Here is a 23,915-nt window from a genome sequence, read left to right as displayed (position 1 = left end):
TTTCCTGTGCAACCTGCTTAGAAAGGAACAAAGGAGTGACTCTTTATGCGTAAAAGTTTACAAGAATTTAGAGATCTCATGATTACAGAGAATAAGTTAGGTTTACATGCTGACGTTCTCATCGCTTTTGATCATCTTCTTGATATGGTAGATGATCATGAAGCACAACATCAAATCGAACTCGGGATCCAAAGAACAAACTATGAAAATTCGAATGGTTTGGTGGAGGCTGCCATTCGAGAAGAAATGCGTTTTTTTCGCGAAGCAATCCATACTGTCATAAAAAAGACTGTACTCGATCTTATTCATGTAGGAAAAAAAGATTGGCAGAAATTTTATGATCGTGTTCAGTAGTGGAATCAAAAAAAAGAAACCTATTCCTCACGGACGGTTTCTTTCTTCAAAATAAATGTGATAATGTGCAGCACACCCTTCATTAAACAGAGCGTGGCAATGCGGACAGCTGTCCGTATTCATATACTCTTTAATTGACAATTCGCTGTGACAATTCCCGCATAGGATCGCGAGTTCACTGAACTGCTCCCGTGGCCAGCGCCGAATGGCGTGATCAGCATGTTCCTCATGACATTTATAACAAGGATAATATCGGTTGCAGCATGCAAATTTCACTGCGATGATATCTTTTTCCGTATGATAATGAATACAGCGCGTTTCACGATCCAAGACAGCTCCATAAACGTCCACTTCAGATCCCCCCCATCCTTAATAGCAACACAACAAACGTAAATAAAAGTGCGATAACCAAGGCTATATAATCGAGCCGCTTCATTTCAAGTTGTCTATAGACGGTTCTTCCCTTGCCATTCCCATACGCCCTAGCATCAATCGCATACGTTAGTTGTTCCGCACGTTTTACCGTTGTGAATAGCAAGGGAATAAGAATGGGAATGTACGAAAAAATACGTTTTGTCCAAGGTAGAGACGAAATGTCATATCCTCTTGCTTTTTGGGCTAGAAGAATCCGTTCAAGTTCTTGCATGATCGTGGGAATAAAACGGATTGCGATGACAATCATGAGCGAAAATTGTTCGATGGGCATGTTTAGTCTGGATAACGGTCCGAGAAGCCTTTCAAGCCCTTGAGCTAATGTTAAAGGTTTGGTAGTTAACGTCAAGATCGAAGCGAGTAAAATCAGCAATACAATTCGCATCACAAACCGCATACCATTTTGCAAACCCTCTACGGTTACATGTATAAAGGAATAAGACCAAAGAACCCTGCCTTCCGTTGTCAGCGTATGAAAGAAAAAAGTGAACGCTAATATAAGTAAAACAGGTTTTAAACTTCTCAGCACGATACGAAACGGGATATTGGATAATCGGTAAACCCCTATAACAAAAAGGGTAGCTGCTGCATAACTAACGAACGTTTTCAGCATCAAAAAGCTAAGCATAATAATAAATACGCTAAGTATCTTCGTTCGAGGATCCAGCTGATGAAGCATTGATTCTCGTTCCCTATATTCGCCTAGTAATAAGCTATTCGCCATTTGTAATACTCCTTGCATGCCAAATGGGCAATATTCTATCAAAAACATCTCGTTCCTTACAGCTTTTCACTTCGATTGGCTGCCCGTACCATTGTTCGATGAACTGCAGGAACTCTATATGTTCTGGTAAAGATAACCCTGCTTGTCTTAGTAATTCTGTTTTTCTCAAAAATAAAGTATCTGCATCTTCATGACCGATGAGCAGTCCCGCCTTAAATATCATGACTTCATCCGAATATTCGGCAACATCATCCATACGATGGGATACAAAAATAATCGTGCAGTTATTCTTCTGCTGCCATTCCTTCAGCATCTTGAGTAGAGCTACTCGGCTCAAAGGATCAAGTCCTGCGGTTGGTTCATCTAAAATAAGCAGTTTTGGGTTCATAAGCAATACAGAAGCAATAGCAAGCCGCCGTTTCTGACCTCCACTTAATTGAAAAGGTGCATAGTTCAATACGTCTTTAGAGAGTCCGACTTGTGGAAGTATATTTTCTATAGCCTCCTCAATCTGCTGCGACGAATATCCCTGTATCTTTGGTGCAAAAGCAAGTTCTTTATAAACTGACGTTTCAAAAATTTGATGTTCCGGATACTGAAAAACAAAGCCGATTTCAGGTATGACTTTCATTCTTCCTTTGGAATCGGTTGGAACCCCCTCTTTATCAATCCGGTACTGTCCCTGAACCTTCGGAATGAGCCCCTTTAATACTTTGACAAAGGTAGATTTGCCCGCACCCGTTGGTCCGATGACAGAGATCCATTTTCCTTCATGCAAAGTGCAGCTGATCTGTCTTAGAGCCATCCGTCCGTCATAGTCCACAGCTACATCTATTAGTTCGCATTCCATTCCGAACGGATCATCTCCTTCCAATCTGCTGTAAGTGGTGTATTTAAATGAAGATTTTGATGTAGGCGGACAGAAAAAGGCTTATCCAACTGATAATCGGTTACATTAACAGTTTCGAAAAAAGTCGCTGGTTCCCCATCAAATTTAATTCGGCCTTCATGTAAAAGCAGCAACCGCTTGGCAAATAGTACCTCATCCATATGATGGGTGATATGAATAATCGTCATGCCCTGACGGTGCAGCTCCTTCATGATCTTCATCACTTGCTCTCTTCCCTCCGGATCAAGCATGGATGTTGCTTCGTCAAAAATGATGATTTGTGGACGCATCGCTAATATAGCTGCAATGGCAACGCGCTGTTTTTGTCCTCCAGACAGGAGGTGCGGCATCGCCTCTTTATAGTCCTCCATATGAACCATATGTAAAGCTTCCTCCACACGCTGATCCATTTCTTCTCTAGGCACCCGAATATTCTGAAGTCCAAATAGGATTTCATCCAGTACCGTTGTGGTGATAAACTGATCCTCCGGGTTTTGAAAGACAATCCCGATTTGCTCATGAATACTTACAAGATCCTCCGGATTTGAAGTCTTCAGATTGCCGAAGGTCACATGTCCCTGCTTCGGCAAGAGCAGTCCATCCATGAGCTTAGCTACCGTAGATTTTCCACAGCCATTGGCTCCAACCATCGCGACGAATTCACCAGGCTCAATTGTAAAGCTCAAATCATCCAAGATCGGATGTTCTTGTTGATAATAAAAATGTACATGATCAAAGATAAGCATCTATTTCGTTCCCTTCTGCCGATACCAAGTTGCGAAAAATCTGTCTATTCCTTCTTCAGAAAAGGCAGGCGCAGGTTTTTGCCATCGAGTCACCGTTGAACCATTTACTCCAAATATCTCACCAGTTATATCCTGATCAGGCTGTGCCAGCAATGCGGCTACGAATTTCGCGACATCATCCGGTTCACCGATTTTCCAGAAATCAGGAAATGAATCTTTGCGCCTAGCGCACTTTTCCTTTATATGCTCAATTACAGGTCTAGTCATATCCGTTAATGCGGCAGGCGAAATACCATTTACACGAATCTGATAGCGCGCAAGCTCTGCAGCTAAAGTCCACACCATGCCGAGCATTCCGGCTTTTGCTGCACTATAATTCAACTGTCCTACAGAACCAGATAACCCGGCAGTCGATGTCATGAACAGAATATCGCCTCCATATGGAGTCATATAAGGCAATACTCGCTGAGTGCAATAGAAAGCACCATGTAAATGAACATCGATAACCGAGTTCCACTCATGATCCGTCATGCGTATACACTTTTGGTCATGTAAGTTACCAGCAGAGTGAATCAATACATCTATCCTGCCATACTTTTCTGCAACATGGTCTACCATCGCAGTAACTGCTAATGGGTCAGCGACGTTAGCACAGTATCCTGTAGCCACGCCTCCTGAGCTCTGAACTTCTCTTACCACTTCATCTATGAGACTTTGCTTGGTACCATTGATAACGACCTGATAACCGCTTAATCCAAGCTGAAGAGCAACACTTCTTCCAATGCCCCTGCTAGATCCGGTAATTAAAGCTGTTTTACCCATTAGAACCTCTCTTCCACTGAAAAAGTGCCCTTCGCAATGACTTCGCCAGTTTCTGCTGTAACAGTTATGTCAATTTGATCTACGCAAACTTCAAAATGAAAACTTGCTACCGCATCTGTTAATAGTGGATTGATAAATTTCATGTTGCAGGTTTTGATCCACTGAGCTGGATGTTCCGCTAAATACAAGGACTGTGCAATACCCATGATGTACATTCCGTGTACAATAGGTCGTTTATACCCAGCCCTGGCTGCAGCTTCCGCATTCAAATGAATGGCAGCTCGATCTTTAGAGGCAGCAGCATACTGCTGAATATGGTCGGCTGTAATTCGCTTTTTCATATTCCATCACCTACGGAGATTAATACCGTTTCTGCTGTAACGATGAGTTTGTTCCTACTGGTACACACGAGGCTATGAGTATACAAGGTCAAATTCCCATGACGCCCAGCTTTTTTTTCTACTTTTTGTAACGATAATTCACAATCCAGAGTCATACCCGCCGTAAGTGGAGCCTCGTAGCTAAATTGCTGTGATCCATGAATTAGAGGTTCGTTCATAGGAAGCCACGGAATATCAAATTCACTCCAAAAAATAATCGGCATTGTGGCTGGGGCAATCAACTCACCACTTGATGTTGGCATGGGGAATTCGATGCTTTTGGCATACTGAGTTATCGACTTCGCAGATACATAAATCCGCTTCTGAAGCTTATTCATTCCACCGCCTCCACTAAGGTGGCAAGACCAATTCCTCCGCCAATACCAAGTGTAGCAAGCCCGCGTTTGTAAGGTTCTCGCAGCATTTCAGCACATAATCGCGTCATTAAAATAGCGCCGGATGCACCGTAAGGATGACCGATCGCCAGCGCACCACCACCACGATTGACCTTGTCCTCTGGAATCTGAAGCTCTTTTAATGAGGCCAATACTTGTGAAGCAAAGGCTTCATTGAATTCAACGAGATCTATATCCTCCACTGTCAGCTGCTGACGGCTTAACAATTTTTGGACAGCAGGAACGGGCCCGATCCCTAAGTAATGTGGATCTACCCCTGCCGCCTGCGCATCCACAAAACGTAAGATAGGCTGTAATTTGAGCTCAGTACATTTATCACGGGACATGATAAGAACCAGTGCAGCACCATCATTGATTGGACATGAGTTACCAGCAGTAACCGTACCTTGATCCCGAAAGATAGGCGGTAATTTCTGCAATTTCGCAAAACTCGTATTGGCTCTTGGACATTCGTCCGTATCCACCCATTCTCCATTCGACTGAATAGGAACAATCTCCTCATCAAATCTGCCCCATTGCTGTGAATGTATTGCTTTTTGATGGCTCTTCAAAGCATACTCATCTTGTTCTTCTCTGGATATCTCATACTTTTCAGCTACATTCTCCGCAGCAACGCCCATATCTGGGTCGCCGTATGCACTTGGAGTGAAAGAGGCCCGCGTATATAGCTGCGGTACGCCCATTAAGGTTTGCGGCTTGGTCATTTTCCATGGAGCACGGCTTGTACTTTCGACCCCGCCTGCTAAATACACCTCACCCGCACCACTCTGAACGAGCCTCGCTGCAATATTAATCGCCTCTAAACCGGAACCGCACTGCCGATCAATGGTGACACCAGGTACCGTGACAGGAAGCCCCGCTTCGAGTGCAGCTACTCGTGCAATATTACCTCCTGGTCCTACCACATTGCCAATAATAACGTCATCAATGAGGTCCCTCTGCAAGTTTGTCGCAGAGACGATATGCTCAATAAGCGGTGCTAATAAGGACTCCGGTTCCAGCTCACTAAAAATCCCGCCCATTTTACCAATCGGTGTACGTTTTGCCATGACAATGACAGCCTCTCTCATATCATCACTTCTTTCATGTATTCTTTCATCGCATGGCGAGCGACCTTTCCGCTGCTAGTATAGATGAATTGATCCACTGTAATGAGTTGTTTTGGGGCTTTGTAACTGGCTAAGTACCTGCGGCAATGATTTTTTATTTCTTCTATGGATAGGTTTTCTTCTCCACTCCATTGTACAAGTGCTGTCACTTGTTCTCCCCAATAGTCATCCGGCAGCCCAAGTACCATTACTTCTTTGATCGCCGGAATAAGCTGCATAACGGACTCGACTTCCTCAGCAAAAACATTCAGGCCTCCCGATACGATCATATTTTTAGCACGACCGGCCAAATGCAAATATCCATCCTCATCCTTCGATACATAGTCTCCAAGCATAAGCCATCCTTCACGGAAGACTTTTGCCGTTTCGTTAGGTAACCCATAATAGCCTGAAAACATCATGTCACTTCGAATATATAGCTGTCCGATCTGTCCCTCAGGCACCTCTTTAAAATGTTCATCGCGAATCGAGATTTCTACGCCTTGAAATGATTTCCCAACCGAATTCGGTTTATTTTCTGCATATACATCAATATAACTGATATAGCTCGCTTCAGAAGAACCATAAAATTCGTAAAGCTTTGCTCCGCCAAAGATCTCCTTGGCCCTTTGCTTGGATGCTTCGGACCATTTGCCTCCCGAACTGATCAGGGCTTGCATATGTGCCCTGCCTGGAGTAGCTTCCTTCATCATCGATTCAATCATCGTAGGAACAACAAATAAAATCATGTCAGGATTACGTTCGCATAGTTCCAGTACCTTCTTAGGATCAAAATGGTCTACGATATGAAATGTCGCCCCACTTACGAGACTCTGTAATAAAGCAAATAACGACAAAGAGTGAACGAAGGGACCTGGTGCCATAATATGTTCCATGTTGTGAAACTCGAAGGCTTCATTCGTTGCTTCAAAGCTTTTCATCCAAGACAAATGACTACGCATATACCCCTTGGGCACTCCTGTTGTACCTGATGTGAAACCGATAAATAATAATTCGTTCGTTTCATCCACTTCGGCTGTTGGCTCGAAAGATTCGATCCAATCGTAATACGAGCCCTCTTCTTCGGAAGCAATGGTAAGCAGCTGAATCTCGTTATCGCACCTAATCAGTTTGTTCGCATATGCACTCTCCGTAAAAATTATACGAGGATCACATCGCTGTAAAATGGCATTAACCTCTGCCTGACTCCATTTTGGATCTAGAGGTATAGGCACGCAGCCTGCAAAGATGGCTGCAAGAAAAACTTCCACAAACTGGGTGCGATTCGTAGATAAAATGGCAATCTTATCATGATGGAGACCCTTCTGTTTGAAACCATGGGCGATTTTTTTGATCCTGGTTACTAATTCAGAGTAAGAAAGACTAGATCCATTATGAGATAAAGCAATTTTATCTGGCTGAACCGCTGCATGTCGCAATATGGGCTTTACTATATTCAATTTCATCACACCTATTTATGACTTAAATTTCCGTATTTAAGGATCGATGGACTTTATCTTCAATGGGACTGATGGTTTTTAATTGAACTGCAACGATCGCTGCAATGAGTGCTTTGATACAATCTCCTGGTATGAATGCCAGAGCTCCTATAAGGCCAGCCCAAATTGATGTATTCGTTACGAGCGCCATAACGGGTGCACCAATTAAACTAACAAGCAAGACACCAAAAACAAAATTAATCATAAATAATTTCCATGTTTTTAGCTTACCCCATACCTTTTCCGTCATAAACCCTATACAGAATGCGGCAATGGGCCAGCTTAGTATGTATCCTGCCCCCGGTCCGATTATAGCAGATAGACCTCCGCGGCCGCCGGATAATAATGGTAAACCTAATGAAACTAATACGATAAATAAAATTAAACTAAGTCCAGCCGTTTTCCTTCCTAAAAAACATCCTGCCAGCATGACACCAAGAGTTTGAGCAGTGATTGGAACAGGAATAAATCCTAAAGGAATGGGTGGAATCAATCCTAATACTCCTATGAACGCTGCAAATAATGCGGCAAATACCATTTCTTTTGTCTTCAAGTGAATACCTCCAATAAGTAAAGTAAAACGATGATTCTATTAGCGTCGACATCTAATGATAGAATTATATCCTCAGATTTTATTATTGTAAACTTAAAATTATAATTACAGGTTTACAATAGAAAAAAACCACAATCTCTTGTGGTTTCGATAAAGGTATCTATTTTCCTATTTACATTGAAGTTATGACAGCAGATATTACAAATAACATGAGCAGTAACAAGCCTAAGACCATTTGAACGATGGAACAGAGCACAACAAATTTCGAAGACATAGTAACGCCTGCGATCCCAGAAAGAATTCCCAGTATTCCGACGCTGCCCCAATATAGATCTGCCCATGGATCTGTCAACTTATATAATTGATCTGTTAAAAAAACAAGTAGAAAACTGATTTGGTAAAGAAATACGATGATCACAAGGATGGAATATATGTACTTTGTTCGTAATGTGAAACCTGCAAAAATGTAGGAGCTAACTTTTTTCTAACCAATCGTACAAACGGAACTGCAAGAATAAGTACGATGAACATGAATAATATAACCAATGTACTAAACGCCACATCAACACATCCTCTTCCTAACTTAATTTAACTGACAAATACCAGAAAACATACGCTTTGAATCATCACGGTCCTCAGAATTTCATTATACTCCTCTCCCTCTCTTCTCGAGTGAATCTCCATTCCACATGTGATAGCAGCATCATTAATAAATTTCCTCCCCTCGATAACCTTGCGGGTTGTCCTTAGTGACACCAAAATTGTGCCCTAGTATCTCTTGCTAGTGTCTCTTTCATTCATTTCAGTTAATAAACGTTTATATTGTGTTCATAGTTACATAAGTATTTTACTACATATAAAAATAAAAAAGACTGCAGATCAACTCGTTAAGCTAGTTGATCTGCAGTCTGCCTAATCAAATTCGATTAGGCATGTTGGTAGACAGCTAACTTACTCTAGTAAGTCTGCCATTTTTTACTCACCATATTTAGCTGGTGTATACTTCCTCCAGTTCTTCGCGAGAAGGCGGTTCACCTTTTAGTTGTTTAAGTACTTTCTTCAGCATCACAGATGCTTTGACTTTTATATCAAGTGCTGCGGAGATTTCAATCTCATATCTGCGGCTTTTAATTGCTTGCTTCAGATCTTCCACCGTATGAATGGGTTCATTGAAACGATTCACAACGCTTCCATATTGCAGACACTGATGAGTATCGCTCCCTGCGACAATGGGAAGACCAAGCTCCTCAGCAAACGGTTCTAATTTCTGACGATTCACTTCTACTCCTTGTTTATATAAATCTTTTGCATTAAGATCCAGTGCATCTAATTGAATGAGCAGTTCTCTATTTAATTGATGCAGCGGAGTTGAATCCCGGAAGGGATGTCCTCCAATTTTTAATAGATGGTACGTATCAGCAAGCTTTAACAGCTGGGCAAATGGAATGAAGTTTTCTTTCGAGGTATAAGGTTCGAGCTCCGCTCGAATGGCCAAGATCTCTTCCTTTTTCCCTATCAGCAGAATATGTCCTGTTTCTCTTATATCGACTTCGATTCCTGGGAATACCCGAACCCCATGGGCTTCATAGTAGTGACCATTATAAGGGAAGGCGGAATCAAGTCCTTCATATATCGCTTCATAGTTTTTTGTATTAAAATGTTCGGTTAATGCTACCGCATCTACCCCGTTCAATTTTGCTTCTTGCATCATTTCGTGAAAATAATCCAGTGAGAAATCGGATTGTTTGGATAGTTTTCCGTGGGTGTGTAAATCGATTAACATGTAACTTCATCTCCTTCTAAGTATGTTGATATCAATTAATACAAAATGGATGGGAATTTCAGACCGAACCAGAACAACCAGATGATATAAAGAATAGAAAATGCAATAAAATACAAATCTAGCATGCCGAGTTTAAGATAGGATAATCTCATCTTTTTCACCTGACGGTTATTAAGCCCATAGGTGAACCCTCGTGTTTCAAGTGCTTCAACCGTGGTTCTGGAACGTTTGGCCGTATTTAACATCAGCGGATAGAAACAAAGCACCGTCAGGCGCAGATAATAAATGATGACCCGAATGTAGAGAAAACCAGGCCGATCGGGAGACCTTCCTCTTAGACGGAAAGACAACAGAATTTGATGAAATTCTTCTAATAGAGTAGGTAGAATGCGGTACCCGTATGACAAACTAAATGAGAATGTATCCGGTACACCGAGAGCGGACAGGCCATCACTTAATTTTTCCGGGTCCATACTTGAAAATACAGCGATACTGGCAAGTGAAATCACCGATAACTTCAGCGTTAACGTAAGAAGAGGTAAGAGGGAAGTTAGATCGCCTCCAAACAGCATCGAGAATAAGAACATCCACCCTACTTGACCGGCCAGTCCTAAACATAATATGAATATAAGAATGGAACTAACGCGGGATAACACCGTCATACCTACCATAAGTACGAACATGCCGATTAGAATCGTCCGGTTATGAATAAACCAGGGAACGATGGCAAAAAACAAATACCAAGATAAAAGCGTACGCGGATCAAGCCGCCCGATAAATGTGGTGGAATTACCATAAGCCGTACCGAGTAATTCCAGCTTGATTCGTTCTACAGAGATGCGGTCAAGTGTCTTTTTGACGATTTCCACGCGGTACCCTCTCCTTCCGGTTGAGATAGTTCTCTAGGTGTGTAAAACGAAATGAATTCATCCAGCGAGTAACAAATTTTCGGCAATCCGAGACACCGGCTAAGTTCCATGAGCTGCGTAGGAAGCAGACCCGCTCGTTCAAGAAGTCTCTCATCTTCAAAGATCTGTTCCTTCCTACCGTCCGCAATGACAACCCCTTGATGCATCACAATGATCCGGCTTGCCCACTCCGCCACAAGCTGCATATCATGAGTTGCGATAGCGACCGTCTCAACATGTGATTTCAAAGTAGAGAGTACACTGAGCATCTCCTGCTTTGTTGCAATATCCAAATTTGCTGTTGGTTCATCTAGGAGCATAATGGATGGCTGTATAGCGGCTCCAATCGCTAAAGCTACACGCCGCTGCTGCCCCCCGCTGAGCAGTCTTGCGTCACGGTCCTTAAGTCCAGTAAGGCGGAAGCTTTCGAGTACGCTCTGAATACGTTCTTCCGCATCCGGTAAACGGTGGGCATGAACATAATAACCGACTTCTTTTTCAACAGAGTCCTCAATAAACATCTCTTCCGGGTTCTGATATACATAGGATACATGTCCTGCCATTCGCTCGGGGCTCATCCCTTTTAGCGAAAATCCATTCACATTCAAGTATCCGCCCGTAGGTTTTACGATTCCTGCGATCAGTTTAAGTAAGGATGATTTCCCTGCACCGTTATTGCCGATAATCGCCACGGCTTCACCAGAGTGCAAAGTTACATTCACTCCATCCAGTACAGGGTGCATCTTCTTATGAATGGTGCGATATGATAAACGAACATCTTCTGCCACAACTACTTTTTTTTGAATACTGGGCTCTGTGACCACTGGTGGCTTTTCTATGTTTCCATGAGTCAAGGTTACTTGGCGCGATTGAAACCACTTTTCTCCTTCTGTGATATGAACTGGAAGTAAAGTCCCGCCTTGTGGTAATGATTCGCGATTCTTCAAATCCAGCCATGCTGCTTGGGTCACTTGCGGCGGATAGATCCCAAGCCCAAGTAACGTTTCTACCGAGGATAAAGCTTCCCGAGTTGGACGTTTCCATGCGACCTTTCCTTGATCCATGAGAACAACTTCCTTACAATAGTCAGCGATAAATTCGGCATGATGTTCGATGACAACAATGGTTTTTCCGTAATCTTCGTTTAAGCGTTTTAAAATATCATAGATATGCCTCGCGTGCTGCGGATCAAGCTGTGATATCGGCTCATCAATCACTAAAATGTCCGGATCCATAGCAAGCGCTCCCGCAAGTGCGAGCAGATGTTTTTGTCCGCCGCTGAGTGACCAAATGAATTCATCTTTTACATTAGACAGCCCCATCATCATCAGTGCTTTTTGACCACGAGCTTGATAGTCAGCATAACCGTAGTTGAGCGGGGTAAAAACGACATCATCAAGTACGGTCGGACGAACCAGTTGATTCTCGAAATCTTGGTATACATATCCTACCTTTCTCGATAGTTCCGCAACACTGCTGGTCTCAGACGATTGCCCGCATATGACGGACTCTCCAAAGTAATCTCCCGTATAATAATGAGGAATCAGACCATTAAACAATTTACAAAGAGTAGACTTTCCCGAACCGTTACTTCCGATAATCGCAGTAAAATCTCCGCGATGCAGCGTTAACGATACATCACTCAAGACAGGCTGATCAGACCCAGGGTATGTAAAAGAAACGTGTGATAATTCAATAAGTGGCTCATGCATTTTTTGTCCCCGTCCTGTTCGAAGATTTTCCAGCCTTTGCCTTACTACGAAGGATAAGGATTGTGCCGATAGCGATTACAGCTGCTACTGCAATGCTAATCCAGATAAGTGTACTTTCCGAAGATTCTGCAAAAGGAAGCTCCCATTCCCCAAAACTCCATTCCGTTTCGGACATAATCTCAGCACCAACTGCAGTGAGTGCAAGTACTACGCCTATAATGACAAATTTAGGAGACATCCAATTGGACATTTCATACTTCGTATTTTTATGGCGCGGTCTCATCCCTAGAAGCGGTTCGATTTTGCCATATAGACGTGGAACTAAGTACAGTGTCGGCAGCAGTGCAAACAAAATACCAGAGAATAAAACATCGTTAAGAAATCCAACACCTTCAATGATTACAATACTTTCAGCTAGCCCTTGAACCGCTTCAAGTTCCTCTACCCCAACCCATACTTTAACCACATCGACGATAGAACTCAGCAATTGATGAATAGCGACTCCTGTCATTGCAGCGATCCCAATCTGCCGTTTATTCGTCGGATCAGACACCATTCGGCCAGCTGTATACATCGCAAGGGAGAAAGTAATGAATTTTTCTACTTCGCCAATTCCTCCGAATTGACCCAGCATCAGCTCACCGAAGATGATTTCTCCAACAGACGCACCTACCGCGGCATAAAGAGGATGAAACAGCATACAAAGGGTGAGTGGAATAAATGTAAAATACTCAACAGACAATTCAATCGGTCCCAGCTGGATGCTGGGTATGAGCTCGGTGAACATGTTAGACAAGCCATACAAGGACATCGACAGTACAAAAATCATCATTTTTTGAGATTGTGTCAGTGTATAGCGTGTAGACAACGTACTCATTAATAAAATCCTCCCTTAACATCTCATAATATAATTTCATTATAGGAAGGAGGCATTAACGCAACTTGGTAGTTTTATCAATGCTGTGTTAACTTTTTTTCATTATTTTTAATGATGTAAAAATATTTACATGACATTTCACCTGTAAGGTAGAGAAATAGAATATTTTGCGAGGTGAGATGAACATGTATGAGAATTGGAATAAGAAAACATTTTCAAGAAATCAAAGACTGCTTGCGGAATTTATTCAGCGTAATGAACAGCGTGTGCTCTATTTGACTGAACAAGAAATAGCAGATGAACTTGGAATAAGTATCGCTTCGGTGTCGCGGTTTTGGAAAGCAGTTGGATTTCTAAATGCCAAACAATTCAAAGCAAGACTTCGATTTCGACTGGAAACATCACCCGCGATGAAACTTCAAGAAACGATGAATCTAGTGAAGGAACTTTCCCTGCCGGAGACGCTGTTAAATAGCAGCTTGCACCATTTAAAAGAGACAAGTAAGAGGCTTTCTCCTCAGCTGTTAAAGGACGCATCTGACATGATTCAGCAAGCAAGAGAAGTGTATGTATATAGCCCGGGGCCTTGTATTTCGCTGGCACAATTGCTTGCTTTTCGGTTACGTCGTTTTGGAATAGGCATTCAAATAATGGCGCCAAGCGGTCACGAATTGTTAGAGACCCTTATGCATGCAAGTGAGAAGGATGTCATTCTCGTATTTGGATTTGTTCACCTTCTGCCCGAAATTGAAGTTATTATGGATCATGCGCAAGAGGCTCGTTACCGTATCATCCTAATCACAGATCGTTTCATCTATCCTAGGTTAGATCATGCCGATCTTGTCCTTTATGCAGGGCGAGGCGAAGTTTGGGAATTTCATTCGATGATCGCTCCTATGTATGTAATTGAAAATTTGATTTTACATATTGGGATGAGCCTGCCGGAACATCATGTAGATAAACTAACTCATCTTCAGCAGATGAGAGTTACTTATGCTTCTAAACTTCCTCGGCAATAACACACAAAAAAGGACCATTCCGATAAAGGAATCATCCTTTTCATGTGGTCCTTACTCAATTATTCCAGTACGAATTGTATCAATTTGTGCTTTCCCATGAATCTTTGTATCTGGGAAAATATCTTCCCACTGCTCGTCGACAAACTTGCCGTCCTTCGCATGACTTCGGTAAAGCTCACCAAAACCAATAATATCGGAATTTACTTTCCGAATCTTATCGAGAAACGATTGCAGATCTTTAGTTACTTCTATGTCTAATTGTTTCTCCAAAGCAATAATGGCTTTATTCTGTTTAAAATCATACACTTGAGATATATCCTCAATGTTAATATCCATATCTATAGAGGCCTCAAATGTTCTCGATTCCTCGTCTATTAATTTGACTTTTCCTTTATTTTTAATAATACTAAACACTACTTTTACTTCGTCTGTATTTTCATCATTGAATTCTGTCAGGAAATACTGATCCATTCCGCTTTTTTTCATATCTTTTTTCTTAATGATAGCTTCATAAAGAAAGGGTGTTCTTTTCCCTTTTAGTGCTTTTAGAAAAAAACCTTCTTTTGGGGATGCTTCTCCTACGATGTCCCCGCCATGTAACAAAGAGAGCGAGTTGATTACAATTTCCTCCCCTTCTCTCTTTAATGTTGGGATTGCGAGATCTAATGTATTCGTGTCCCTGAAATATGTGAAATCGTGAAGCGTTAACTCAGGTACCCAGTTAAATTTCGTATTATGGTCAAGCAAACTGTTAAGTGACATCCCGACATTCTTATATTTCTCATACGGGTGTGTTAACAAATCTTCTGTAGAACCGTCTACGATCGCAATCTTAATCATATCTCCAAAAAACGGATCCCGACTTAAAACATAAATCTCATTCAACATTTTCAGATCAAAGATCGCTTTGTTTAATAAAACGACCCTTGTTTGTCCTGTGGCAATTTCATTCGGCAGCTTCTCATTGAGTTTCCTCCGCGCAGATTTACTTGTCTCCGCTTCTACCGTGACTATATGACTGGTATCTTCCGCATGCTCCTCCGACTCTAATAGAGTCGCCGTTACTTGAAAAGAATGATTTTCTTTTGCGTCATAGCCAATAGCAAGGGTAAGGGATTGCTGCTCTAGTATATTTGCTTTAGGACAGCCGCTAAGAAGAAACATAACGAGTAGGAATAACAGGATCCGCAGGTGCTTCATTATGTATGTTCTCCTCCTTTTCGCTGTTTCTTTTTACGCCATGCAAATACAATAAACACGATGCAACAAAGCAATGCTGGGTAAATAAAAGAAAAAAAGATGCTGCTTACTTCAAGTCGAATCATAAAATCTTTCACTTCAAGACGCTTATGGAATACAAACGACATCAATAGAATGATAAAAAACACGGCGATTAAAACGGGTTTTGGGTTTAACTTCCACATTCTCTTACAACCTCTTGTAATCAGCCATGTATTTAACAGGATTCCGGAAAGAATGACTAACATCCATGCGGATATAACGATAAACTCCAGCCGTTCCAGGTAAGGATACTCGACGATTTTGAGCATATTCAGGGACGGCCAGAGAGACCGTAATAATTGATCTGGAGCAAAGTACCCGATCGATATAACCATAATAAAAAGGTATAGAACGTTACTGAATAAAACAGCGAGTTGTGAATGTAACATGACTCGGTTCTTATTCAGAATAAACGGATAAATCACGGAAATAATCTCAAATCCTGCCAGACTAAATCCCATTCTCACTGCACCGTTCATAATGTCCCAAGAACTTGAATCAAGCACAGGAAGGAGTTGTGTCCAAATCGCATGCTGTATCGAAGAATGAAACAACAAAACGGTCAGCAGCGTAACAATAAAACTAAACAAACATATGCCAACAATGACTCTTATTCCTCCCATGGCTGCATAAAATGCTAAGCAGCTAATTAAGAGGATTAGCACCCAAGTTGGTATATCAGGAAATATCCAAGCCTGAACTACAGAAGAATAGTTTCTCATAACCGCAAAAGTAACGAGAAAATAGTACACGATATAAAGCAAATTAAATACCATACCAATCCATTTGCCATACAGGTCATAATGAATACCGAACAGATCAGCCGATTTATATTTTTGCAAGGTGCGAACAATGAGCCACATGATCAAATGGGTAACGAGCCCAGCAACAATAACGGAAATCCATGCATCTCGCATGGAAGCTTCATATACAACTCGCTGAAAAGTAAATATCCCTACCCCCACCTGGGTATTGATTATTATAAAAAAGAGAAGGTATGCATGGAGCATCATATTTTTAGGTGGATAGACATTAATCTTCATAGCTCTACCTCGCGATCAATCATCATTGTCAGATTTTAACTTTTTCATAAATTTGGATCTCCAGGAAGAATCGTTCCTTTTAGTTAAATCCGTTCGATAGGCAAACTCCGCAGAATTTGTAATCAATGTGGCATTGAGCATCCCTTTGGTATCCGGTGGATATAGAGGATAAAGGTAAGGTTTCCCATAACTTGTCATTCGAAGTAAATGAATTAACAAGAAGATGGCAAAGAAAGCAATGCCTACTAGCCCTAAAGCCCCGGCAGCTATCAGCATAGGGAATCGTACAAAACGAATGGTAGATCCCATCATATAGTTTGGTGTCGTAAAAGAGCCAAGCGCGGCAAGTGCAACGAGCATGACGAGTGTATTGCTTGTAAATCCTGCTTGTACAGCAGCTTGACCAATAACGATACCACCCACAATACCCATGGTTTGTCCAACTTTTGTCGGCAGACGCGCTCCTGCTTCTCTTAATAATTCAATTGACGTTTCCATAACCAAAGCTTCTAAAAGCGGTGGAAACGGAACACGAATTCTTGTACTTATAAGAGGTTCTAACAGAGGTACAGGAATAACTTCATAGTGATACGTTAAGGCGGCTACATACATCGGTGTTAGAAAAATCGAAAACAGAAACGCGACCGCTCTTAATAGTCGAGTGAATGTTCCGATTCCCCAAGTATTGTACCGATCTTCAACCGAGTAGAAAAAATCAAAAAATGTAGTTGGACCAATAATGACTTGGGAATTTCCCTCCATTAAGACAACAACCTTACCCTTTAATAAGGCTCGCGAGGTAAGATCTGGGCGTTCTGTTAACGTCATTTCAGGAAACAGTGAATATTTATTGTCTGTTAAAAGTTTCAATAAGAGTGGGCTTCCAAAAACCCCCTTTACTTTTCGTCGTTCAATACGTTTTCGAATAATCTCAATAAACGGAATGACATCAGGAGATTGCATGTAAAGCATGGTTCCTACCGTATTTGTATCCATATTTAACTGAATTTCCTCTTGAATCAACTTCGGACTTGTAATATAGGAGCGAAGAAGTGCTATATTTTTCCCCATAGACTCGGTGAATGCCTGCATCGGTCCATAAATGGTGGTTTCATTCTCTGCATTAGAAGGTGAACGAGTAGGAATATTAGCTACACTAACGATAATTCCTTCCTTGCTTCCCTCCATAAAAACAAGAGCACTCCCGCTTAGCAGTTTCTGAATTGCACTGGACATTTGATCAAACAATTTACATTCACCGATGGCAATCTGATCTGAAAGAGATTCAATGTTTTCATATTGATTTTTCTCTATAATTTTCCCAATTACATTCTGATTGATTTGCTCACAGTCCACCATACCAGACATAAAACAAATAGCGATTTTCTCACCAACTGGCTTTGTAATCAATCCTTCACTTTCATTCAATAATGTTTTCAGTTGTTTTTCGATCTGCTTACTATAATCTGACATAATGGCTTTATCCTTTTCCCTCATCAATTTACACCATAGCTAATATTCTCCACTATGGAGCATACATAATATGTCCCTATTATCTTCGCTTTATCCATAAATAATGACATTCCATGATGGATTAAGTTCCTTCATATCGTTCTGTTTGAAGAGATACGGTTCCTTATTAAATGCAAAAAATCCGCGGAGTTTTCCACGGATCAATTTAAATATATGTTTTTGATTTACTTTTTCATCATTTTACTAAGATACAAATTCAGGAGATAATTATATTTATCTGCATGTTTTTGTTCGTCTGTGATAATTTCATAAACCATATCTCGATAATACTGGCTAGGGAGCCCTGCTCTGATATTCCGATAACGTTCCACTGCCGAGAGTTCTCCGAATAGAGCTTTCTTAATTCCTTCTATATAAGAACTTGGTTTTTCAAACTCGACATCAGTCGGAGAAGTAATGGTTTGTCCTGTCAGATCTTGATAGATCCTACGGAACATTTGATTATGCTTACGCTCATCATTACGAATGCTCTCAATGATCTCTTTTTCTTCCTGGGACGGTGCTTCTGAAATTAAGTAATCGTAAAATAGTTCATCCTCACGCTCGCCGCTAACCGCATTTTTTATGAGAGTCAGCGCTTCTTCCAGTGATTTGTAAGTAGTCGTTTCCTGACGCATCTGCCCGTACGGATAATAAGAAGTTGGAGTTACTGAACAATATCTCACTGGATAATACGTATTGTAATACATGGGTTCCCCTCCGGTATCGTTTGGTTTTCACTCCAATATATTCGTGAGTGGGCGCTTCGGTACCATGTCCTGCGTATACCCAGGTTTAGGTTCTAATAAAAAGACGATTGTTAACAACCATTTTTGTAACAACATCTTGTTGAGAATATATAGGAAAACTGAGATCAAAATTCCCTTGGACAACCACTTCCCCTTGACCAAAGATATAATCAACAAAACTTATTTCTAATACGGACAGCTTCACTAGCAGAATAAGTTCCTCTATGTTCTCGACGATTACACACCCAGGCTGTTTCTTGAGCAGTTTTTTATAGATTGAGAAGTCTACATCACCTAGCCTCTTCTTTTCTTCCTTGTTTAATTTTTTTATAGGATTGTTAAAATAGACGGTACACGTATATTTAGCAAACATATCCTTGAGAAAGGAAATAAACTTGTTCTCATGTTTCAAATGATACTCATAGGGGATGATGATTTCCTTAGCTTCTTCCTCAGAAAGGCAATAATTGAATACATCAAGAATACCTTGATGCTGATAATGTTCTTCCAAGCTCGCCTCTTTTAATCGTTGTTTCATTTTCTTATAACGCCCATCATGGCCGTTTCTTGGTATGAGAATCATCCTGTAATCCTTTCTATTTACATACTTGCGAATGACTCAGATCGGATTCTTCAAAAGAATATCCCTGATTTCTTTCGTTTCGAATCCGAAATCACCAAATGAAATTACAACTCCTCCGAGCGTGGCATAGTAAAATACCTCTTCTGTTTCGATGACGGTACTTAAACTTAGAATCATCTCTCTTTTTATTCCGCCTTCATCTACGAAACCTCCACTAATATTGCCCCAGATTAGATGATCGCCTGATTGCAATACTTCTATATCAAGCTCTGAACTGGATACCGTAAAAGGGTATTCCTTACCAAATATCGTTAAAACCCCTTCCCCTTCCGCTTTATATAATTCTCCATTTGGCGAGAATGTTGCATCTAGCTTTAATGTATCTTGTTCGCTCATTTTATTGTAAAAATCAGGACTGCCAAACATCTTTTCAGCCATTTCCTCATTCGTTGCTGTCTTGAAATCTTCAGGCACAGCGTCAATATATCTACTTAGATAATGAATGGTAACTTCCCCATCTTCATTAAGCTTCTGTTCACTTGGCGTCCCTGTTATGAATATGTACATAGCAAATATAACGGCAACAAATAATAGCAGTCCGCTAATCATACCTGTCATTTTCTTTTTCTTCTTCATGCTGTTCCCCCTGTTGTTGTCTGAAAAAGTTGACCTTATATTATTTCTTAATTTATATAAATCTCTTTTCTCATTTTCGCTATCATACTACCATAGAACATAGGAGATAACAAAATGAAGTATATCCCCATTAATTAATGAAAAACACCTCTCCAATGAACAAAGAGGTGTAGTAAATTTACCCGTTAATATGCCTATTTAAACTCTGGCTGGCACCTGTTCTCCCTGCCATAATAGCTGCATTTCTTCATTTTCTTCAAGCAGCTTATTTAGACTGCCTTCTGCTTCAATTCGCCCATCCTTCATTACAATAATATGGTCCGCTTTAGTAAGTGCTGCTTTACGGTGAGATACGGCAATGCAGGTTACATTCTTCTCTTTAAATAATCCATCCCATACTAGCTGCTCTGTCTCTACATCCAGTGCGCTCGATAGATCATCAAATATGAACAAATCCGCTCCCGTCATGATCATACGTGCTGTTGCTGCTCGCTGAATTTGCCCGCCAGATAACATGACCCCTCGCGGTCCCACAAAAGTCTCGAGCCCTTGATCTAAATGGGTAATATCTTTCTCCATAACAGCAAGACGAATGGCTTTATTTAAAGACTCATCTACATTCGATCTCTTTCCTTGGACAATATTCTCTTTTAGAGTATCACTGAATAGGCGAGGAACCTGCGGTGTATATGCGGCTCGTGGAGGCATTAAGAAAGTGGCAGGATCGACTTCCTCACCATTCCAGCTGACCGTGCCCCCTTGCTTCGGAAGAAGTCCAAGCAGCGTGCGAACAAGCGTAGATTTACCAGCACCAATTCGGCCTGTAATGACAATAAACTTCCCTCGTTCAAGACGAAAATTAATATCTGAAATTCCTTTATCTGAATTCGGATAATGGTAGGTTAAACGGTTTACCTCGAGGACTCTCAGCTGTTCATTCGGCTCTCTATGAATGATAGGTAGCTCAGGAGGTTCCTCATTCAAATAGATTTTTCGTGATTCAATAATTCGATCTTCTTCACCAGGACGAAACAAAGTACGCATTCGGTCAAACGATATTTTAAGACGCTTATGTTGAAAAACCATGTACCCGAATAGCGAAACACTGTACCCGATATTAGCTAGATACGTGGTGAATAAAGCAAAATTTCCAACCGTAAATCGGCCCGCCTGCATTTCAGAAGCACACATAAGAAGAATGAGTCCCGTACAAATGCTGATAACATGTTGATTCAGTGATCTCATCCATTGCTTAAACAGATTATCTTTCAGCGCCGCTTGACGGCGATCTTCATTCAATTTCGTAAAGCGATCATGAACATGATTCTCGGCCTGACCTAACTTCAGTGCTTGAACAGCACCAAAGGTTTCCGCAATAAAACTGGTAATGCGCCCAGTTGCCTCTTTGTTTTTCTGTCCATATCTGCGGGCACGATTCCCTGACAAATTATTAAGGAAAGTAACGAGAAGCAGAGGTAAGACTGCCACCAGCATGATCTTCCAGTTGATACTCGCCATAATGCTGATCGATACGATAAAAAAAACAAGCTTCCCCCAGAAATCCACCCATGACTCTACATACTCTACAACTTCATCCACATCATCTCGAAAACGACTCATCGCTTCTCCTGGTGATGCGGGTAAATTCCGACCAGGCCAGCGCATTATGCCTGAGAGCATATTCGTACGAAGAATCGCTTGAATATGAAAGATATAGGTTATCCATTGATAGAATGCTGTAAAGAAAGTACCTACTCTGATGAACCTTACTACCGCAATAAAGATCAGCGGAACCGCAAGCCACATATAGTCATTTGAACTTGCAGCGGTTGCCCGATCAAAGAACCACTGCATGCCAATTCCGATAGCGAGGGGTAAAGAGTGAAATACACACCATAACACTCCATTAATTAAAAATAAAAAGGGATTATACCGAAATAATCTTCCTATAAATCCAGCTACCGTCATGCTAGTTCCTCCTCAGTGCCTGTCGCCAGCAGTCTTGCATAATGCGAATTCGGACGCAGTGCAAGTTCTTCCCGTACTCCAAACTCTATAATTTCGCCATCGCTTAGCACTAGAATTTTATCTGCCTTCTCTAATGTAGCCAGTCTGTGCGCAATAATAATGCCGGTGCACTCTTCCATTAATTGATCTACTGCGATTTGCAGCATTGTTTCTGTGGCTGCATCCAGCCGAGATGAAGGCTCATCGAGAATGACTAGACTCGGTTTCGTTAAAAAGACACGCGTTAAAGCAAACAGTTGCGCCTCACCTGCGGATAGGGAGGATCCTCCCGCCGTCAAATGTGTATCCAGCCCACTCGGCTGTGCATCAATCCATTTGCGAAGACCAAGCTGCTCGGTCGTTTTCAGAATAGAATCATCAGACACACTCGCATCAAATAATGTTAGATTGTCACGCAGTGAGCCATCGAACAGCTGGACATCTTGTGTAACCATGCCAACTCTGCGATAGAGTGCCGGAAGCTTCAGTGAAGTAATATCTATCCCTCCTACACGAATCACTCCGCTGTCTATATTGTATAAACGAAGCAAAATACGGCTGAGACTAGACTTTCCACTGCCTGTTCGCCCGATGATGCCAAGCCTTTCTCCCGGTTTAACAGTAAAGTTAATGTTTCTGAGCACAGGTTTATCTTGGTTATAACTAAAGCTCACCTTATCAAACTCTAGACCAAGAGCTCCTTTTGGAAGTTGCTCCTGCTCCCCGTCCACAATGCTACTTTGATGAAAGAGTAATTCTCTTGAACGAAGCATGCCAGACTTTGCTTTTTGGAATTCTTGGACTTGATCTCCCAGCATCTCAATCGGGTCATTTAACATTTGGGTATACTGGTAGATTAGAAAAAGCGTACCCAGGCTTATTTGACCTATTAAATAGTAATGTACGCCAAGTAGCAGCACAGCGGTAACCGCTAAGGCAAACAAGATCACCGTCGTATTCCATGGGATGACTCGAATCATCCAGGCTTTTCTCCCTTTCAGGAATACGGCCCGCATTAATTGATGAAATCGGTTCATCACATAAGGCACGTTGCCGTTCGCTTGCACATCTTCAATACCGGCAATCCGTTCTTCAATGAGTCCGAATAAGGAAGCACTTGCTTCACGCTCATCCTTGGACGGAGCAACACCTAAATCACGAATGAATACCATAAACAAGATCGAAACGAGGGTAAATACCGTCATAACGATAGCAATAGGTAAATTCACGGTAAACATGAACCCGAGAATTCCCGCGAGCAGAACAAAGCTCCCAATGACCTGAACGATAAACATGGAGAAAAAGTTCGAAATACTCGTCACATCTCCATCCACACGTTCGATCATCTCACCAGGTGTTTTCATGTTGTGAAACCGCATATCAAGCCTTAAACAGTGCTTCAGTAAGTCACCCCGAAGTCGGTTGGTCGCACGCCAAGAGACATCGTTACCTAGGTAACTTACTGCTACGGTTATGACCTGATTTAGAACAGCCACGATCAGAAATAGACCTGCCAGCTGTATAAGTGTAGTCAGTACACCTCCAGCTGCTGCCGTATCAATAAATCGTTTAATGATTTGCGGACTAATGAGCTGCAGTCCCGTTGAAACTAATAACATAATCAGCAAGATCGCTAATCGACCTTTTACTGGCCTTAAATACTGAAACAACCAAGTCATTGATATTTGCTTTTCTTTGGTCTTTGCTTTGGGCATATTGCCCACCCCCATATATATGTAAATGTATAAAAAACGAATTGAAATGAAAAAAGATAAAAGTAAATCTTTACCAGTTTACTGTATGTCTTCTTTTTTTCCTAGGTAAAAAATAATTATAAATATCCGCCTAGATATAGTAACGATACAAAAAAGCACCCTTTAAAGGCCAAAGCCTAATAAGGAT

At 41.4% G+C, this 23,915-nt stretch carries 25 protein-coding genes; 2 read left to right on the top strand and 23 right to left on the bottom strand.

Translation table 11 applies throughout. The features are described from left to right. Nucleotides 1–45: 45 nt before the first annotated feature. Nucleotides 46–354, top strand: a complete 309-nt coding sequence (locus tag H9647_RS10610) for a hypothetical protein (protein WP_191799738.1) — start codon at nucleotides 46–48, stop codon at nucleotides 352–354. A 27-nt stretch (nucleotides 355–381) separates the two neighbouring features. Here the strand turns inward: H9647_RS10610 and H9647_RS10605 are convergent, their stop codons facing one another. The 15 genes from H9647_RS10605 to H9647_RS10535 all read right to left on the bottom strand — a co-directional run bounded on the left by H9647_RS10605 (nucleotide 382) and on the right by H9647_RS10535 (nucleotide 13,183). Then, nucleotides 382–705: a CHY zinc finger protein gene (locus H9647_RS10605; RefSeq protein ID WP_191799737.1), complete on the bottom strand. Its 324-nt coding sequence runs from the start codon at nucleotides 703–705 to the stop codon at nucleotides 382–384. A 1-nt stretch (nucleotide 706) separates the two neighbouring features. Then, on the bottom strand, nucleotides 707–1,510 hold the full coding sequence (locus H9647_RS10600; RefSeq protein ID WP_191799736.1) for an energy-coupling factor transporter transmembrane component T family protein: 804 nt from the start codon (nucleotides 1,508–1,510) through the stop codon (nucleotides 707–709). Continuing rightward, nucleotides 1,500–2,360, bottom strand: coding sequence for an ATP-binding cassette domain-containing protein (locus H9647_RS10595; RefSeq protein ID WP_191799735.1), 861 nt, complete (start codon nucleotides 2,358–2,360; stop codon nucleotides 1,500–1,502). Before H9647_RS10595 ends, H9647_RS10600 begins: the two co-directional genes overlap by 11 nt. Beyond that, the gene (locus H9647_RS10590; RefSeq protein ID WP_191799734.1) at nucleotides 2,345–3,145 is read right to left on the bottom strand and encodes an energy-coupling factor transporter ATPase; all 801 of its coding nucleotides are present in this window, start codon (nucleotides 3,143–3,145) and stop codon (nucleotides 2,345–2,347) included. The genes H9647_RS10595 and H9647_RS10590 overlap by 16 nt, the downstream gene beginning before the upstream one ends. Further along, nucleotides 3,146–3,967 (bottom strand): SDR family NAD(P)-dependent oxidoreductase, encoded by an 822-nt coding sequence (locus H9647_RS10585; RefSeq protein ID WP_191799733.1) that lies wholly within the window; start codon nucleotides 3,965–3,967, stop codon nucleotides 3,146–3,148. Further along, nucleotides 3,967–4,308: a MaoC family dehydratase gene (locus H9647_RS10580; RefSeq protein ID WP_191799732.1), complete on the bottom strand. Its 342-nt coding sequence runs from the start codon at nucleotides 4,306–4,308 to the stop codon at nucleotides 3,967–3,969. The genes H9647_RS10585 and H9647_RS10580 overlap by 1 nt, the downstream gene beginning before the upstream one ends. Continuing rightward, nucleotides 4,305–4,685 carry an FAS1-like dehydratase domain-containing protein gene (locus H9647_RS10575; protein WP_191799731.1) on the bottom strand — a complete coding sequence of 127 codons (381 nt, stop codon included), beginning with the start codon at nucleotides 4,683–4,685 and terminating at the stop codon, nucleotides 4,305–4,307. The genes H9647_RS10580 and H9647_RS10575 overlap by 4 nt, the downstream gene beginning before the upstream one ends. Next, nucleotides 4,682–5,833, bottom strand: a complete 1,152-nt coding sequence (locus tag H9647_RS10570; protein WP_191799730.1) for a thiolase family protein — start codon at nucleotides 5,831–5,833, stop codon at nucleotides 4,682–4,684. Before H9647_RS10570 ends, H9647_RS10575 begins: the two co-directional genes overlap by 4 nt. Beyond that, on the bottom strand, nucleotides 5,830–7,317 hold the full coding sequence (locus tag H9647_RS10565) for an AMP-binding protein (protein WP_225229211.1): 1,488 nt from the start codon (nucleotides 7,315–7,317) through the stop codon (nucleotides 5,830–5,832). The genes H9647_RS10570 and H9647_RS10565 overlap by 4 nt, the downstream gene beginning before the upstream one ends. Before the next feature lie 16 nt (nucleotides 7,318–7,333). Further along, the gene (locus H9647_RS10560) at nucleotides 7,334–7,903 is read right to left on the bottom strand and encodes a biotin transporter BioY (RefSeq protein ID WP_191799728.1); all 570 of its coding nucleotides are present in this window, start codon (nucleotides 7,901–7,903) and stop codon (nucleotides 7,334–7,336) included. Between the two features lie 172 nt (nucleotides 7,904–8,075). Next, nucleotides 8,076–8,321 (bottom strand): hypothetical protein, encoded by a 246-nt coding sequence (locus tag H9647_RS10555; RefSeq protein WP_191799727.1) that lies wholly within the window; start codon nucleotides 8,319–8,321, stop codon nucleotides 8,076–8,078. A 570-nt stretch (nucleotides 8,322–8,891) separates the two neighbouring features. Then, nucleotides 8,892–9,686, bottom strand: coding sequence for a PHP-associated domain-containing protein (locus H9647_RS10550; RefSeq protein WP_191799726.1), 795 nt, complete (start codon nucleotides 9,684–9,686; stop codon nucleotides 8,892–8,894). A 35-nt stretch (nucleotides 9,687–9,721) separates the two neighbouring features. Then, nucleotides 9,722–10,555 (bottom strand): energy-coupling factor transporter transmembrane component T family protein, encoded by an 834-nt coding sequence (locus H9647_RS10545; protein ID WP_191799725.1) that lies wholly within the window; start codon nucleotides 10,553–10,555, stop codon nucleotides 9,722–9,724. Beyond that, on the bottom strand, nucleotides 10,516–12,306 hold the full coding sequence (locus H9647_RS10540) for an ABC transporter ATP-binding protein (protein WP_191799724.1): 1,791 nt from the start codon (nucleotides 12,304–12,306) through the stop codon (nucleotides 10,516–10,518). The genes H9647_RS10545 and H9647_RS10540 overlap by 40 nt, the downstream gene beginning before the upstream one ends. After that, nucleotides 12,299–13,183, bottom strand: a complete 885-nt coding sequence (locus H9647_RS10535; RefSeq protein ID WP_191799723.1) for a cell division protein FtsQ — start codon at nucleotides 13,181–13,183, stop codon at nucleotides 12,299–12,301. The genes H9647_RS10540 and H9647_RS10535 overlap by 8 nt, the downstream gene beginning before the upstream one ends. Before the next feature lie 185 nt (nucleotides 13,184–13,368). On the opposite strand from H9647_RS10535, the gene H9647_RS10530 reads away from it, so the two are divergent. Continuing rightward, nucleotides 13,369–14,202: a MurR/RpiR family transcriptional regulator gene (locus tag H9647_RS10530; RefSeq protein WP_191799722.1), complete on the top strand. Its 834-nt coding sequence runs from the start codon at nucleotides 13,369–13,371 to the stop codon at nucleotides 14,200–14,202. 51 nt (nucleotides 14,203–14,253) lie between these two features. Here the strand turns inward: H9647_RS10530 and H9647_RS10525 are convergent, their stop codons facing one another. From H9647_RS10525 to H9647_RS10490, 8 genes are all read right to left on the bottom strand, one after another. Then, nucleotides 14,254–15,402, bottom strand: coding sequence for a Ger(x)C family spore germination protein (locus H9647_RS10525; protein ID WP_191799721.1), 1,149 nt, complete (start codon nucleotides 15,400–15,402; stop codon nucleotides 14,254–14,256). Further along, nucleotides 15,402–16,526 carry a GerAB/ArcD/ProY family transporter gene (locus H9647_RS10520; protein WP_191799720.1) on the bottom strand — a complete coding sequence of 375 codons (1,125 nt, stop codon included), beginning with the start codon at nucleotides 16,524–16,526 and terminating at the stop codon, nucleotides 15,402–15,404. The genes H9647_RS10525 and H9647_RS10520 overlap by 1 nt, the downstream gene beginning before the upstream one ends. A gap of 15 nt (nucleotides 16,527–16,541) precedes the next feature. Next, entirely contained in the window at nucleotides 16,542–17,999 is a 1,458-nt protein-coding gene (locus H9647_RS10515; RefSeq protein ID WP_191799719.1) for a spore germination protein, read from the bottom strand. Nucleotides 18,000–18,223: 224 nt separating this feature from the next. After that, nucleotides 18,224–18,748 carry a ferritin-like domain-containing protein gene (locus H9647_RS10510; protein WP_191799718.1) on the bottom strand — a complete coding sequence of 175 codons (525 nt, stop codon included), beginning with the start codon at nucleotides 18,746–18,748 and terminating at the stop codon, nucleotides 18,224–18,226. Nucleotides 18,749–18,833: 85 nt separating this feature from the next. Further along, a complete protein-coding gene (locus H9647_RS10505) occupies nucleotides 18,834–19,325 on the bottom strand; it encodes a hypothetical protein (protein WP_191799717.1) in 492 nt (163 codons plus the stop codon). An 81-nt stretch (nucleotides 19,326–19,406) separates the two neighbouring features. Continuing rightward, nucleotides 19,407–20,006 (bottom strand): hypothetical protein, encoded by a 600-nt coding sequence (locus H9647_RS10500; protein ID WP_191799716.1) that lies wholly within the window; start codon nucleotides 20,004–20,006, stop codon nucleotides 19,407–19,409. A 198-nt stretch (nucleotides 20,007–20,204) separates the two neighbouring features. Continuing rightward, nucleotides 20,205–21,974: an ABC transporter ATP-binding protein gene (locus H9647_RS10495; protein WP_191799715.1), complete on the bottom strand. Its 1,770-nt coding sequence runs from the start codon at nucleotides 21,972–21,974 to the stop codon at nucleotides 20,205–20,207. Continuing rightward, nucleotides 21,971–23,728, bottom strand: coding sequence for an ABC transporter ATP-binding protein (locus tag H9647_RS10490; protein ID WP_191799714.1), 1,758 nt, complete (start codon nucleotides 23,726–23,728; stop codon nucleotides 21,971–21,973). Before H9647_RS10490 ends, H9647_RS10495 begins: the two co-directional genes overlap by 4 nt. Nucleotides 23,729–23,915 lie beyond the last annotated feature (187 nt).

Source organism: Paenibacillus gallinarum (assembly GCF_014836635.1).
Taxonomy (GTDB): Bacteria; Bacillota; Bacilli; order Paenibacillales; family Paenibacillaceae; genus Paenibacillus; species Paenibacillus gallinarum.
Note: the sequence above shows the minus strand (reverse complement) of the source record. Positions and strands in the feature narration are given on the sequence as shown.

Coding starts and splice junctions, on each gene's coding strand:
- H9647_RS10610 (WP_191799738.1), top strand. CDS start 46: ATGCGTAAAAGTTTACAAGAATTTAGAGATCTCATGATTACAGAGAAT.
- H9647_RS10600 (WP_191799736.1), bottom strand. CDS start 1,510: ATGGCGAATAGCTTATTACTAGGCGAATATAGGGAACGAGAATCAATG.
- H9647_RS10595 (WP_191799735.1), bottom strand. CDS start 2,360: ATGGAATGCGAACTAATAGATGTAGCTGTGGACTATGACGGACGGATG.
- H9647_RS10590 (WP_191799734.1), bottom strand. CDS start 3,145: ATGCTTATCTTTGATCATGTACATTTTTATTATCAACAAGAACATCCG.
- H9647_RS10585 (WP_191799733.1), bottom strand. CDS start 3,967: ATGGGTAAAACAGCTTTAATTACCGGATCTAGCAGGGGCATTGGAAGA.
- H9647_RS10580 (WP_191799732.1), bottom strand. CDS start 4,308: ATGAAAAAGCGAATTACAGCCGACCATATTCAGCAGTATGCTGCTGCC.
- H9647_RS10575 (WP_191799731.1), bottom strand. CDS start 4,685: ATGAATAAGCTTCAGAAGCGGATTTATGTATCTGCGAAGTCGATAACT.
- H9647_RS10570 (WP_191799730.1), bottom strand. CDS start 5,833: ATGAGAGAGGCTGTCATTGTCATGGCAAAACGTACACCGATTGGTAAA.
- H9647_RS10565 (WP_225229211.1), bottom strand. CDS start 7,317: ATGAAATTGAATATAGTAAAGCCCATATTGCGACATGCAGCGGTTCAG.
- H9647_RS10550 (WP_191799726.1), bottom strand. CDS start 9,686: ATGTTAATCGATTTACACACCCACGGAAAACTATCCAAACAATCCGAT.
- H9647_RS10540 (WP_191799724.1), bottom strand. CDS start 12,306: ATGCATGAGCCACTTATTGAATTATCACACGTTTCTTTTACATACCCT.
- H9647_RS10535 (WP_191799723.1), bottom strand. CDS start 13,183: ATGAGTACGTTGTCTACACGCTATACACTGACACAATCTCAAAAAATG.
- H9647_RS10530 (WP_191799722.1), top strand. CDS start 13,369: ATGTATGAGAATTGGAATAAGAAAACATTTTCAAGAAATCAAAGACTG.
- H9647_RS10525 (WP_191799721.1), bottom strand. CDS start 15,402: ATGAAGCACCTGCGGATCCTGTTATTCCTACTCGTTATGTTTCTTCTT.
- H9647_RS10520 (WP_191799720.1), bottom strand. CDS start 16,526: ATGAAGATTAATGTCTATCCACCTAAAAATATGATGCTCCATGCATAC.
- H9647_RS10515 (WP_191799719.1), bottom strand. CDS start 17,999: ATGTCAGATTATAGTAAGCAGATCGAAAAACAACTGAAAACATTATTG.
- H9647_RS10510 (WP_191799718.1), bottom strand. CDS start 18,748: ATGTATTACAATACGTATTATCCAGTGAGATATTGTTCAGTAACTCCA.
- H9647_RS10505 (WP_191799717.1), bottom strand. CDS start 19,325: ATGAAACAACGATTAAAAGAGGCGAGCTTGGAAGAACATTATCAGCAT.
- H9647_RS10500 (WP_191799716.1), bottom strand. CDS start 20,006: ATGAAGAAGAAAAAGAAAATGACAGGTATGATTAGCGGACTGCTATTA.
- H9647_RS10495 (WP_191799715.1), bottom strand. CDS start 21,974: ATGACGGTAGCTGGATTTATAGGAAGATTATTTCGGTATAATCCCTTT.
- H9647_RS10490 (WP_191799714.1), bottom strand. CDS start 23,728: ATGCCCAAAGCAAAGACCAAAGAAAAGCAAATATCAATGACTTGGTTG.